Annotated in this window: 10 protein-coding genes; 5 read left to right on the top strand and 5 right to left on the bottom strand. The window is 73.2% G+C overall.

Features of this window, described 5'->3' with window-relative positions; genetic code table 11:
• The first annotated feature begins 73 nt into the window (after nt 1-73).
• Both Dsi01nite_RS54015 and Dsi01nite_RS54010 read left to right on the top strand, forming a co-directional pair.
• The gene (locus Dsi01nite_RS54015; RefSeq protein WP_203854330.1) at nt 74-676 is read left to right on the top strand and encodes a winged helix DNA-binding protein; all 603 of its coding nucleotides are present in this window, start codon (nt 74-76) and stop codon (nt 674-676) included.
• Nucleotides 677-686: 10 nt separating this feature from the next.
• Nucleotides 687-1094, top strand: coding sequence for an STAS domain-containing protein (locus Dsi01nite_RS54010; RefSeq protein WP_308442156.1), 408 nt, complete (start codon nt 687-689; stop codon nt 1092-1094).
• A 9-nt stretch (nt 1095-1103) separates the two neighbouring features.
• Here the strand turns inward: Dsi01nite_RS54010 and Dsi01nite_RS54005 are convergent, their stop codons facing one another.
• The 3 genes from Dsi01nite_RS54005 to Dsi01nite_RS53995 form a co-directional block, all read right to left on the bottom strand.
• Entirely contained in the window at nt 1104-1667 is a 564-nt protein-coding gene (locus Dsi01nite_RS54005; RefSeq protein WP_203854328.1) for a GtrA family protein, read from the bottom strand.
• 67 nt (nt 1668-1734) lie between these two features.
• Nucleotides 1735-3501 (bottom strand): tetratricopeptide repeat-containing protein, encoded by a 1767-nt coding sequence (locus Dsi01nite_RS54000; RefSeq protein WP_203854327.1) that lies wholly within the window; start codon nt 3499-3501, stop codon nt 1735-1737.
• A 218-nt stretch (nt 3502-3719) separates the two neighbouring features.
• Nucleotides 3720-4721, bottom strand: a complete 1002-nt coding sequence (locus tag Dsi01nite_RS53995) for a glycosyltransferase family 4 protein (RefSeq protein ID WP_203854326.1) — start codon at nt 4719-4721, stop codon at nt 3720-3722.
• Nucleotides 4722-4833: 112 nt separating this feature from the next.
• Between Dsi01nite_RS53995 and Dsi01nite_RS53990 the strand changes: the two genes are divergently transcribed.
• On the top strand, nt 4834-7161 hold the full coding sequence (locus Dsi01nite_RS53990; protein WP_203854325.1) for an EAL domain-containing protein: 2328 nt from the start codon (nt 4834-4836) through the stop codon (nt 7159-7161).
• A 75-nt stretch (nt 7162-7236) separates the two neighbouring features.
• Here Dsi01nite_RS53990 and Dsi01nite_RS53985 read toward each other — a convergent pair whose 3' ends face one another.
• Nucleotides 7237-7953: a hypothetical protein gene (locus Dsi01nite_RS53985; protein WP_203854324.1), complete on the bottom strand. Its 717-nt coding sequence runs from the start codon at nt 7951-7953 to the stop codon at nt 7237-7239.
• A gap of 67 nt (nt 7954-8020) precedes the next feature.
• On the opposite strand from Dsi01nite_RS53985, the gene Dsi01nite_RS53980 reads away from it, so the two are divergent.
• Entirely contained in the window at nt 8021-8341 is a 321-nt protein-coding gene (locus Dsi01nite_RS53980) for a DUF2795 domain-containing protein (RefSeq protein ID WP_203854323.1), read from the top strand.
• Nucleotides 8342-8428: 87 nt separating this feature from the next.
• Nucleotides 8429-11392, top strand: coding sequence for an AfsR/SARP family transcriptional regulator (locus Dsi01nite_RS53975; RefSeq protein ID WP_203854322.1), 2964 nt, complete (start codon nt 8429-8431; stop codon nt 11390-11392).
• On the opposite strand, the gene Dsi01nite_RS53970 is transcribed toward Dsi01nite_RS53975, so the two are convergent.
• Nucleotides 11348-12979 (bottom strand): RecQ family ATP-dependent DNA helicase, encoded by a 1632-nt coding sequence (locus Dsi01nite_RS53970; RefSeq protein WP_203854321.1) that lies wholly within the window; start codon nt 12977-12979, stop codon nt 11348-11350. The two genes, Dsi01nite_RS53975 and Dsi01nite_RS53970, sit on opposite strands and share 45 nt — an antisense overlap.
• Between the last annotated feature and the right edge of the window lie 24 nt (nt 12980-13003).

Here is a 13003-nt window from a genome sequence, read left to right as displayed (position 1 = left end):
CGGCGCACGGTGCTCCCTGTTGATCGACGTCGCGGTCTAGGGTGCTAGCAGCGGATGCTCGGAGGAGGCTGCCGTGACCCTTGAGGCACAGGCGCAGAAGCTCGTCGCCGGCCTGGTGCGGGTCGCCGTCATGGCGCCCACGGATGCTCCCCCGGCCGACCCGCTGCCGCCGCCGCACCGGCAGGTGCTGCTGCTGCTCGGCCGGCGGGACCGTGAGTTCCGGCTGTCCGACCTCGCCGCAGAGCTCGGGTCGTCGATCGCCGCGACCATGGCGATCGTGTCGCCGCTGATCGCCGACGGGCTGGTCGAGATGCGGCCGGCGCCGTCCTACGCGGCGCACGACATGCGGATCGCCGCGACCGAGCGTGGTCTCGCCCTGACCCCGGCGCCGTCCAACTGGGCGGAGGCCGTGCTGGGCAAGGTCGAGGACCTGGACGAGCCCACCCGGGCGCGGCTGCTGCGGATGGTCACCACCAGGATCACCCAGCTGCAGCGGGAGGGCCGGATTCCGGTGAGCCGGATGTGCCTGTCGTGCCGCTTCTTCGACGGGTACCGGCACCCGGGCACCGAGGCGCCGCACCACTGCTGGTTCGTCGACGCCCCGTTCGGCTACCGGGAGCTACGACTGCACTGCCCCGACCACATTCTGGGCGGGGCGCCACCGCGCACCGGGTGAACGGGACGGGATGCGCGCTGCGAGCGGCCGCGGGTGCTCCTATGCTGGGGCGGATGAGCACGCTGGGAGCGCCATGTCGATGTCGGTAACGGTCAACGTCATGATGGACGGATCAACGGAGGTCTCCGTCCGGGGCGAGATCGACCACGGCACCGCGACCACGCTCCGTCAGGATCTCGTCGCCGCCGCCACCCAGCGCCGGCCGAGCGTGCTGCGGGTCGACCTGGGGCTCGTCACCTTCCTGGACTCGGCCGCGGTCGGTGCGCTCGTCGGTGCCCAGCGGGAGGCCGGCGCCGAGGGCGTCCGCCTGGTGATCCACCGGGCCAGCCCGTTCGTGCTCCGGCAGCTGCGCATCGCGGGCGTCGACCAGCTGCTCGGCGCGCCCGCGGAGCCGGATCCCGACCACATCGCGTTCTGACGGCTCCGGCTACTCGGTGGCGTTGACCGTCGGGGCGGCGCCCGCCTGGGACGGCACGGTGTGGTCCCAGCGCTGCGGGGCCGGTCGCACGTCGTCGTGGGGGAAGACCCACATGCGGTATGCCCACAACCGGAACAGCATCGCGAGCCCGGTGCCCAGCACCATGCCGAAGCCGAAGTCGGAGATCTCCTCGACCAGGGCGCTGACCGCCGGCTCCTGCAATCCGAAGACATAGCGCACGATGAACAACGGCGCCGCGTTGACCGCGATGCCGATGCCGTTGATGATCAGGAAGAGCACGAGCTCGTGATGGCGGCGCCGCCCACCCCTGGTCCGGAACGACCATTCGCGGTTGAGAAAGTACGACACGACCGACGCGACCACGTTCGCGATCGTGAGCGCGGTGACCGGTTTGTCCGCCAGCACGGTCAACCGGAGCCCATAGTTCACCAGCAGCGTGACGGCGTAGCAGAAGCCGCCGACGATCACGAACTTGACCGTCTCCCGGTGATCCCGCATCAGGTTTGCCACGGGGCGGGGCAGCCGGTTGAGCGTCCGGTCAGTGAGCCGCATCGGCCGGACTATACCCGGCGAACCTTGCGACACGCTTCATGCCGACCACTCGTTCCCACCCTCGTGCTCACCGCTCCCCGGTGCACACCGACGCGCCCGGGGTGAGTGCGACGGTGGCGTCGACAGGGCCGACGACCACGCAATACGCCGCGGCCGGATCGACGTCCTTCACCACATACGTCGTCGTCCCCGGCGGCACCTCGGCCAGCACGACCGCCGGCCCGCCGGCCCGTGAAAGTGCCACGACGGCCTTGCTCTGCAGCCCCGTCCAGGTGACCGCGAGGGCGGTCCCGTCGTCACGCAGCCGCAGATCCCGCACCCGCACCGGCTCACCACCCGCACCGCCACCACCCTGCCCGGCGGCCCCGCCGGCCCCCGAGGCCCCAGCGGCGCCGGAAGCACCAGCTGCGCCCGGAGCCCCAGCTGGGCCGGAAGCTCCAGCGACGCCTGGAGCCCCGACGGTGCCCGGAGCCCCAGCGGCGCCGGCAGGGTCGGCGGAGCTCACGGCGCCGGCGGACGGCCCAGCGGACCGGTCCGAAGCGTCCCCGGACTGCCACAGGATCGACACCGCCGCGATGGCCAGCGCCCCGACCGCCAGCCCGGCCACCGCCTTGAGCGGCACGACGACCCGCCGCTCCCCCACGACCGGAGCCCGTCCGACCTCGGGATGACCCACGACGGCCGGGCTGGAAGCCACTTGCGTCACGGCAGCGGCACCTACGACCCCAGGAGGAGCCTCGACCGGCCCCCAGGACAGCCCGTCGTCATCCAGGTCCAGGTCGGCATCCAGCTCGGGGCCCAGGTCCGGCTCGGAATCCAGGTTCAGGTCGGAGTCCAGGTCCAGGTCGGAGTCCAGGTCCAGGTCGGAGTCCAGGTCCAGGTCGGAGTCCAGGTCCAGCTCGGAGTCCAGGTCCAGGTCGACCGCGGCCCGGGAGCCGCCGTCGGCGGACTCGAAGGGCGCATCCAGCCCGCCCACCGGCTTCGACGAGTCGACCGGCTCCGCGACCGCCGGAGCATCGAGCGGCACCATGACCGCCGGGGCATCGAGCGGCTCCGCGACCGCCGGGGCATCGGACGCACCGGTGCCGGCCGGCACGACCGGCGGCAGCAGCGACGCGGGCATCGCCGGCTCGACTGCCGCCAGCTCCCACTCGACGGCCCTCGTCAACGGGTGCCGGTTTCCCAGCCGGGACCTCGCCGCCGCGTGCGCGAGCGTGAACAGCCGCCGCGACGCGGGCACGTTGCCGTCGGCGTGGTGCAGGGCGGCGAGCTCCGCGGCGATCCGGATGGTGTCGAGGTCGTCGGCGCCGTACTCGCGGCGGTGCACCACGTACGCGGCGTTGAGCATGGCCAGCGCGAGGGCGCGCTGGCCGCGGTCGCGTTGCAGCAGCGCCAGGTTGACCCGGGTGAGCCCGATGACGCGGGCCGCCTCGGGATCCGACTCGTCGACGCCGCTGTCCAGGACGCGATGGTAGAGCGCCTCGGCCGCGTCCCACTCGTCGTAGTCGTGGCGGACGGCGGCGAGGACGGCCCAGGCGTGCACCGTCGACACGTCCGAGGGCCCGTACACCTGCTCGGCCTGGGCGGCGACGGCCTCGGCGAGGTCGTAGGCGGCGTCGAGGTCGCCGAGCTCGCGCAGTGCCTCGGCGAGCAGCCGGCGGGCGGTGAGCCGGGCGCCGGGCGGCAGGTCGGGCTCGTCGAGCAGGGCCCGGGCGGCCGCCTGGGCGCCGTGCAGGTCCCAGGTGGCGACGAGGTCCTCGACGGCGGCGAGCCGGGCGCCGAAGCCGGGCCCGGGTGCCGGGACGAGACCCGCAGTGGTATCGACGCTAGTCACAGCCTTCCCTCCGCCCGAGAGCCTAGAGGGAACGGTGACGCAACGCCAGCCTTCGATCACGATGCGCGCAGATGGCGTCGGCTCCGGCAGCCTGCCACGTCGCTGCCGGAGCCGAGCCGTCCCGCGTTACCGCGTCGTATGCCGCGGGCGCCGCACACTGTGAAGGTTCGGCCGCGGGGCGTGGGCCTTGAGGGAATTCCGAGGTGCACCGCCGGATTTCAGCTCAGCAGGCGGGTGTAGAGCCGCAGGTAGTCGGCGACCATGCGGTCGGCGGAGAAACGGCTGACCGCGTGGCCGCGGACCTGGTGCCGGTCGAGCTTGAGCGCGTCGTCGAGGACCTCGACGGCCTCGGCGACGGAGCCGGCGAGGTAGCCGGTGACGCCCTCGTCGACGACCTCCGGCATCGAGCCGAGCGGATACGCCACGACGGGCGTGCCGCAGGTCATCGCCTCGACGACGGACAGCCCGAACGGCTCCGCGAACCCGATCGGGTGCAGCAGCGCGGCGGCGGCGCCCAGGACGTCGGCGCGCTCGGCGGGACCGATGTTGCCGAGGTACACGATCTGCTCGCCGTCGATCTGGGGCACGACCTCCTCGGCGTGGTACCGCTCGTCGTGCACCGGGCCGCCGATCAGCAGCCGCCGGCCGGCGGCGCGGGCGATCCGGATCGCGTCCGCGGTGCCCTTGTCGGGGTGGATCCGGCCGAAGGCGACGAGCGCGTCGCCCGGCGCGGCCTGGAAGGGGAACTGCCTGACGTCGATGCCGTGGTAGATGGTGGCGGCGTAGTCGAGGCCGGGGCCGCGGTCGGCGTCGGAGATGGACACGAACGCGGAGCGGGCCCGCTGATAGGCGGGGAGGATTGCCGGCGAGCAGAAGCCGTGCACGGTGGTCACGAGCGGCGCCGCGCAGAACCCGCTCATCGCGAGGGGCAGCCAGTCCAGGTTGTTGTGCACCAGGTCGAACTCGCCGCTGCGGTCGAAACAGTGTGCCACGTGCAGCGCTTCCCAGATCCTCCCGTCGTAGGAGGTGTCCTCGTTGTACGGTCGCGCGACGACCCCGTCGAGACGGGCGGCGGTGACCGAGTCGAGGCTGGCGAAGAGGGTGACGTCGACACCTTGCGCGACGAGCCCCTCGGCGAGCAGGGACACGATCTGTTCCCACGGCCCGTACGCGCGAGGCGGGGTCCGCCAGGCGATCGGCCCCAGCAGTGCGACCTTCATCGGCGCTTCCTACCCCTCGCTCGGCAGTCGAACCCCGTCCATCTTCGCCCTGCTCAGCTCCGCGGTCCCGCTGCCGATAGGCAGGTCAGCCGAATCAGCGACAAGGAGACCGATGACCGCATGGCGTTGGTATGCGGGACTGGGACTCGGCGCGGTGATCCTCGGCGCGTTCCTTCCGGTCATACCACGCCAGCTCCTGTACACCCTGGTCGGCGCGTCGACGGTGGTCGCGGTGGCCGTCGGGATGCGCCGTCACCGGCCCGCGCACCGCCGGACGTGGTGGCTGTTCGGCGCCGGTCTCGCCTGTTCCGTGCTGGGTGCCGGCGCGTGGGCGGTCGACTACGCGCTGACCGGTGACGTGGGTTTCCCCTCGGTGAAGGACGCCCTGTTCCTGGCGGCGTACCCGTTCTTCGGCGGCGGGCTGGTCAGCTGGGTGCGCCGGGACCCCGGCCGGCCGCGCTGGGAGCGGCTCATCGACTCCGGCATCGTCGCGTCCGGCGTGGCGGCGCTGAGCTGGACGTTCATCGTGCATCCGGTGCTGTTCAGCGCCCGGTTCGACGGGCCGCACCGCGCCAGCCACCTGACGTACGCGGTGATCGACCTGCTCCTGGTCGTGGTCACCACCCGGATGGCGTTCACCAGCAGCGTGCGCAACACCGCGCACCGGCTCGTCTGCGTGGCCGCCGCGACGCTCATCGCCGGCGACATCGTCTACTACGTCGCCCTCGCCTGGACCGGTGACGCGAAGGGCGACCGGGTGTCCGCGGCGCTGTACCTGTGCGCGTACGCGTTGCTCGGCACCGGCGCGCTGCACCCGTCGATGGGCGAGGCCGCCGGCCGGCTCGAACGGGCGCAGCAGGTGATCCCGCGGCACCGCATCTACCTGTACTCGGTGCTGTCGCTGATCGGGCCGGTCATCGCGATCACGATGCTGCTGGCCGCCGCCCCGCTGCCGTCGCGGTCGTGGGCCGTCGTGCCCCTGGCCACGTCGATCGTCACGTCGGTGCTGCTCATCGCCCGGTTGAGCCAGCTCGTCCAGTTCGCGAACCGGCGCGTCGAGGAGCTCGACGCGCACGCGCTCGCCCTCGGTGCGTCGCTGCGGGAGCAGGAGGCGCTGCGGCAACAGCTGACGCACCGGGCGCTGCACGACGCGCTGACCGGCCTGGGCAACCGCGCGCTGCTGCAGGAGCGCCTCGAGCACGCGCTGACCCGCACGAACGCCGCGCACGGCCTGCTGCTGCTGGACCTGGACGGGTTCAAGGACGTCAACGACTCGTTCGGGCATCCGGTCGGCGACGCGTTGCTGATGGAGGTCGCCGCCCGGCTGCTCGGCGAGGTCGACACCGCCGACACGCTGGTGCGCCTCGGCGGGGACGAGTTCGCCATCCTGCTGGAGGACGTGCCGGTGCTGCGGGTCAACGCGGTCGGGCAGGCGGTCGTCGACGCCCTCGCCCAGCCGTACGAGATCGGCGGGCGGGAGCTGAGCGTCACGACCAGCGTCGGCACCCTGGTGGTGCACGCCCCGGACACGCCGGCGGAGGCGCTGCGCAACGCGGACCTGGCCCTGTACGCGGCGAAGGCGGCCGGCAAGAACCGGCTCGCCGCCTACGAGCCCCGCCTGGCCAGCGAACGGCACGAGCACATGCGCCTGGCGTCGGACCTGCGCCGGGCCGTCGCGAACAACGAGTTCACGGTCAACTACCAGCCGGTGGTGGACCTGACCTCGGGCCGGGTCACGGCCGTCGAGGCGTTGCTGCGCTGGAGTCCCGACGGCCGGCCGGTGCCGCCGCTGGACTTCATCCCCATCGCCGAGCAGTACGGCCTGATCGTCCCGATCGGTGCATGGGTGTTGCGGCAGGCGTGCCGCGACGTCCGACCGTGGCATGACCGGTTCGGCATCTCCGTGACCGTCAACGTCTCCGGCCGCCAGCTGCGGGAGCCGGACTTCGCGCAGACGGTCCTGTCGGCGCTGCGGGACGCGGACCTGCCGGGCAGCGCGCTGATCCTGGAGATCACCGAGACGGTCCTGGTGTCCTCGTCGACGGAGAGCGACGACGTGACGGTCCTGCTGTCGGCGTTGCGCGAGGAGGGGGTACGGGTCGCCGTCGACGACTTCGGCACCGGGTACTCGTCGCTGGCGTACCTGCGGCACCTGCCGGTCGACATCCTGAAGATCGACCGGGCGTTCACCCCGGAGGGCGGGATGGCCGAGGAGATGGCCTTCACCCGCGCGATCGTCGAGCTCGGCAACAGCCTGCGCCTGTCGTCGATCGCGGAGGCGGTCGAGACCCCGGAGCAGGCGGAGCGGCTGCGGGAGCTGGACTGCCCGCAGGCGCAGGGATACCACTTCTCCCGCCCGCTGCCCGCCGAGGACCTGACCGCGGTGCTCAACGCCGGCAACGGCATCCTGCACGGCATTCCCACACCGGCCAATACCTGAGGACGACACGCTGGCACCTGAGGACGACACGCCGGCGCCGACCGGGACGAGCCCGGCCGGCGCCAGAGAAAGCGACTACCAGTCCCGCATCCACGGGAACTGGGCGTCGAGCCACTCGTTGAGGCGGGCGACCTGGTCGACGTCGCTGTCGAGCCAGCTGACCTGCCCGGTGAGGGCGAGGATCGCGAAGACGACGGCGGTGCCGCTGAACAGCACCCCCAGGGTGCCGGTGCCGCGGCCGGCGACGTGCCGGCGGGCGCCGGCGATGATCCCGCCGAAGGACAGCAGCAGGCCGATCGCGCCGAGCGGGAACGCCCAGGTGGCGAGCAGGCCGGTGAGGGCGGTCGCGACGGCGACCACGCCGACGACGAGGCCGAGCGTGGACAGCAGGCTCGCGCGGGCCGGGCGGCCCGGCTCGACGACGGGAACGGCGTCCACGTCCGAGGCGGGCTCGCGGTCGATGACCGGCTTCATGGTCGTCGTGTGGGTCTCGCGGCTGTCCGCGATGCCGTCCCGGTCGGTGTCGCGGTCGGGGACCCCGGACAGGGGGCCGACGGCGGGGATCCGGTGGGTGCGGTCCGACGTGCTGAGCCGCTTCGACTCGACCCGGTCGTCGACACCGTCGCCGTCCCGGTCGACCCGGTTGTCCAAGGTGCGGTCGACAACACCGTCGCGGTCACGGTCGACGCGCTGGTCGACGGTGCGGTCCTCGTCCCGGTCGTCGACACCGTCGTGGTCGCGGTCCACCACTGCGGCGTCCCGCTTGCCGAACAGCTGCCCGATGCGTGCCACGTGTGTTCACCTCCTGTGAAGCGCCCGGCCGCAGACCCCGGGGGTGGGAGCGCGACGGATCGGGCGGATGTCGATGCGAGTACCCAACCTCGTCCCACCCCAATCGGGTGTCGTTCGTTTGGTGGGGGTATGCCCGGGTATCGCCGGTGACATGGAGCCTGAACTCACCCATGACGAGGTCGAAGCCCGGAGCCGGCTCGGCCGGTTCATCCCGCTTGCCAGCCTGCCGGGCGACCGCGACGACCTGGTGGCCGGCGCGACGGACCTCAACGCACCGGACGACGTCCTCGCCGAGCTCGAGCGGCTGCCCGAGGACGAGCTGTTCGAAACGGTGAGCGAGGTGTGGGCGGCACTGGGCCACCGCAACGAGGACGCGACCCGCCGCTGACGGCGAGGAACGCCGCCGACGACAAAGCCCGCCGCTGAGCGGGATTCCTGTGTACGCCGCGCACACGACGCGCTAGCGTCCCACCGCGTGGAGTGCTACGTGCTGGGGCAGGTCGAGGTCATCATCGACGGCGCGCCCGTCGACCTCGGCGGTCCCCGGCAGCAGCTGATCGTGGCGGGGCTGCTGTTCCACGCGGGCCGCGTGGTCACGGTGCCCGACCTGGTCCAGCTGGTGTGGGACGAAGACCCGCCGGCGACCGCGCGCAACCAGCTGCAGAACGCGGTGTACCGCCTCCGCCGGCTCCTCGGCATCGCCGGCGCCGCCCTTCGCACGGACCCGGCGGGCTACCGGCTCACGCTGGCCGAGGACCGGCTCGACCTGACCCGCTTCCAGGTCACACTGCAGCGGGCGCGCGCCGCGACGGACCACGAGACCGCCGCCACCCTCTACCGGGCCGCGCTCGACGAGTGGCGCGACACCCCGTTCGCCGGGCTGCTCGGCGCCACGGTCGCGCGGTGGCGCGACTCCCTCGTCGAGCAGCGCTGGGCGGCGACCGAGGAGTGGGCGGAGATCATGCTCGACCTGCGGCGGCACCGGGAGGTGGTGGAGCGGCTGGCGCCGCTGGTCGCCGGCCACCCGATGCGCGAGCGGCTGGCCGGGGCGCTGATGGCGGCGCTGCACCGGGAGGGCCGGCAGGCCGAGTCGCTGCAGCTGTACCACCGCACGGTCGTGGCCCTGCGCGAGGAGCTCGGCGTCGACCCCGGCCCGCACCTGCGGGACCTGCACCTGGAGGTGCTGCGCGGCACGGGCCAGGTCACCGCTGCGCCCGAGACGGCCACGGCGAGCGCACTGCCGCGGGTGGCCCCGCTGCGCGGCCGGGTCGAGGAGACGCACCGGCTGCTGTGGGCTGCCCGCGGGGCGCACCGGGTGATCGTCGTGGACGGCATGGCCGGGGTCGGCAAGTCCGCGTTCGCGGTGTCCGCGGCGGAGGCGCTGCGGGAGGACTATCCGGGCGCGCAACTGTTCGTCGACCTGCAGGGGCACAGCGAGGGCGCCCCCGTCGCCCCCGTCGATGCCCTCGGGCTGCTGCTCGCCCAGCTCAACGAGGCGCCGCAGCGCATCCCCGACGACCTGCCGGGCCGGCAGGTGCTGTGGCGGCGGGCCCTGACCGGCCGGCGGGCCGTGGTGGTGCTGGACAACGTGGCGGGTGCGGAGCAGGTGCGGCCGTTGTTGCCGCCGGCGAATGCGGTGTGTGTGGTGCTGGTGACGAGCCGGACGCGGATCGGTCCGGTCGACGGTGCGTTCCTGCTGAGCCTGGAGCCGCTGCCGGTCGGCGCTGCGGTGTCGGTGCTCCGCGACGCGATCGGTGACCGGGTCGACGCGGAGCCGGACGCGGCGGCCGAGGTGGTGGAGCTGTGCGGACGGCTGCCCCTCGCGGTGCGGCTCATCGCGCACCGGTTGCAGCACCGGCCGAAGTGGAGCGTGTCGGCGATGGCGGAACGGTTGCGGGCCGCGGACCCGCCGCCGATCGCGGTGTCCGCGGAGGGGCACAGTGTGGCGGCGGCGTTCGACGTGTCGTATCGGCAGTTGAGCGAGTTGGAACAGCGGTGTTTCCGGTTGTTGGGGTTGCATCCGGCCGGTGAGTTCGAGGTGTGGCCGGCGGCCGCGCTGGTTGAGACCGCTGCGCCGCAGGCGCGTGAACTGCTCGACCGCCTGGTGGAGGTACACCTCCTGCAGGAAGACCAACCAGGGCACTATCGGTTGCACGATCTGCTGCGGGAGTTCGCCGGGACCCTGGTCACCGTTGCGGAACGCCCGGCGGCGATGGCCCGGCTGCTCGACTACTACCTGCGCACGGCGGCCGTCGTGAACAGCCACATGGAACTGCGGCCGCAGGACGCGCCGAGCCTCCCGCCGGACGCGTTCACCCGGCCGTTCGCCGGCGCACAGGAGAACCTGGCCTGGATGCGGTCGGCGTGGCCGGCGCTCGTCGCCCTCGCCGACGAGGCACACGGCGGCGGCGCGCACTGGCACGCGGTGATGCTGCACCGGATCCTGTGGCGGTTCGCCAACATCGAGAGCCGGTCCGAGGTCACCGACCGGCTCGGCCGGCAGGCGATCGCCTCCGCCCGCGTCCTCGGCGACGACGGGCTGATCGCGCAGGCGTACAAGTGGCACGCCGGCACGATGCTGCGGCTGTGCCGCCCGGCCGACAGCATCGAATACCTGCGGGAGGCCGCGACCTACTACGCCGCCGCCGGGATGCCCGGCCAGCTGGGCGCCGTCGAGGTCAACCTCGGCGTGGTCTGCCGGGTCACCGGCCGCCTCGAGGAGAGCCTGGCGCACCACCGCACCGGCCACCGCCTGTGCCGCGAGGCCGGCGACGTCAGCAGCCTGCTGCGGGGCATCGCCGACAGGGGCTCGGCGCTGCTGCGGCTGGGGCGGCCCGAGCAGGCCCGGGTGGCGTTGCGGGAGGCCGTGATCGGCATGCACCAGCAGAGCGCGACGGCGAGCGCCGAGGCCTGGGCCGCGTCCGAGTTCGGCCGGGTCCATCTCGCGCTCGGACACCCGCGCCTGGCGTTGCTGCTGCTGCGCCGGGCCCTGCGGATCAACACCGAGGCCAACAACCCCGCGGGCGCCGCGGAGACGCTCGGCTCGATCGGCCGGGCGCACGCCGCGCTCGGCGACCTCGACGAGGCGCTGCGCTGCCAGCTCGACGCGTGCGAGCAGGTCCGGCACCTGCCCGACCCGCACTTCGAGCCGCTCGTCCGCAACGACCTCGGCGCCACGCTCACCCTGCTCGGCCGCACCGACGAGGCGATCGCCGTGTATGAGCGGGTGCTGCTGCTCGCCGCGCAGACCGGGCAGCGCTACGAGCAGGCCCGGGCGCACGCCGGTCGCGCTGACGCGTTGCGCCGGGCCGGGCGGGACGACACCGGCGAACGGGCCGCGGCGCGGGCCCTGTTCCGGTGGTGCGGGCTGAGCGAGGAGGCGGCGGCCCGCGCGTCAGAGCCGCCGCAGCAGCCGGTGCTCCTCGACGACCGGCACTGACAGCGTCTTGTAGCCGACGTTGTCGAACAGGACCGTCATCTGCTCGCCCGCGTAGGACAGCACGATGCCCTTGCCCCACTCGCCGTGGCGGACCTCGCTGTGGATCGGGAACGGCACGGCCCCGGCCGCGTCGAGGCCGGCCTGCGCGCTGCCGTCGAGGCAGTTGTCGCAGTGCCCGCAGGTGCCGTCGAGGTGCTCGCCGAAGTAGGCGAGCAGGGTCTGACCGCGGCACAGCTCCGTCTCGGCGAAGTTGCGCATCATGTCCAGCCGGGACCGCGACACCGTCTGCTGCTTCTCGGCCTGCGCCTCGGCCAGCTCGGCGGACTTCGCCGGGGTCGGCGCCCAGCGGGGCGCCTTGACCTTGCTGCCGTGCAGCAGCTGCGCGCCGCCGACCTCCTCCAGGAGGCTCAGCAGCTGGCCGAGCTTGCGGGCGCCGAGGCCGGTGCGCTCCTCCAGCTCGTCGCGGGTGATCGGGTCGGGCGCGACGGAGCGCAGCAGCGCCGCGAGGGAGCTGACCTCCTCCCGGTCGACCGAGACGTTGGTGAAGAACTTCCGCAGCCCGGTGTCCTCGGTGCGGTGCAGCAGCAGCACCTGCGCCGGCTGCCCGTCCCGGCCGGCCCGGCCGATCTCCTGCAGGTAGGAGTCGGGCGAGTCCGGCAGCGCGATGTGGTTCACCCACCGGATGTTGGGCTTGTCGATGCCCATGCCGAACGCGGTCGTCGCGACCATGATCTCGACCTCGTCGGCGAGGAACGCCTCGTGGGCGCGCTCGCGGTCGCCGGCGCTCATGCCGCCGTGGTACGCGACGGCGGGCATGCCCTCCGCGACGAGCCGCTCCGCGAGCTCCTCGGTCGCCCGGCGGGTCGGCGCGTAGATGATCCCCGGCGGCGTGGACTCCTTCAGCCGGGCCAGCAGCCGCCGCCAGCGGGTCTGCTCGTCGGGGCAGTGCACCGACTCCAGGAACAGGTTGGGCCGGTCGAGGCCGGTCACGACGATCTCAGGGTCGCGCATCCCGAGCCGCTCGACGATGTCGTCGCGGACCGGCGGTGACGCGGTCGCGGTCAGGGCGACGATCGGCGGCCGGCCCAGCTCGCGGATGAACTGCCCCAGCTGCAGGTAGTCGGGGCGGAAGTCGTGCCCCCACGCGGAGACGCAGTGCGCCTCGTCGACCGCGACGAGGCTCGGCTTCAGGGCCTTGATCTGCGCGACGCGGGCCGGGTCGGCGAACTGCTCCGGGGTCAGGAACACAAACTCGGCGTCGCCGGCCCGCAGCGCCTCCAAGGCCTCCGCGCGCTCGGCCCGGCCCTCGGCGGAGGACAGCCGCACCGCCTGCAGCGACGCGTGGTTACGGGCGGTCAGCGACGCGATCTGATCCTGCTGCAGCGCCAGCAGCGGCGAGATGACGATCGTCGGGCCCGGCAGCAGCGGCGCCGGCACCTGGTAGATGGCGGACTTGCCGGCGCCGGTCGGCAGCACCGCCAGGGCGTCGCGCCCGGCCATCAGGGCCTCCATGGCCTTCACCTGCTCGTCGCGCAGGCGGTCCCAGCCGAAGCGTTCCTTCGCGATGCGCCGCAGGTCGTCCGTCATGCCGCTCTTACTACCATCCCTCGA

Origin of the sequence: Dactylosporangium siamense (assembly GCF_016862795.1) — a bacterium.
Taxonomy (GTDB): domain Bacteria; phylum Actinomycetota; class Actinomycetes; order Mycobacteriales; family Micromonosporaceae; genus Dactylosporangium; species Dactylosporangium siamense.
Note: the sequence above shows the minus strand (reverse complement) of the source record. Positions and strands in the feature narration are given on the sequence as shown.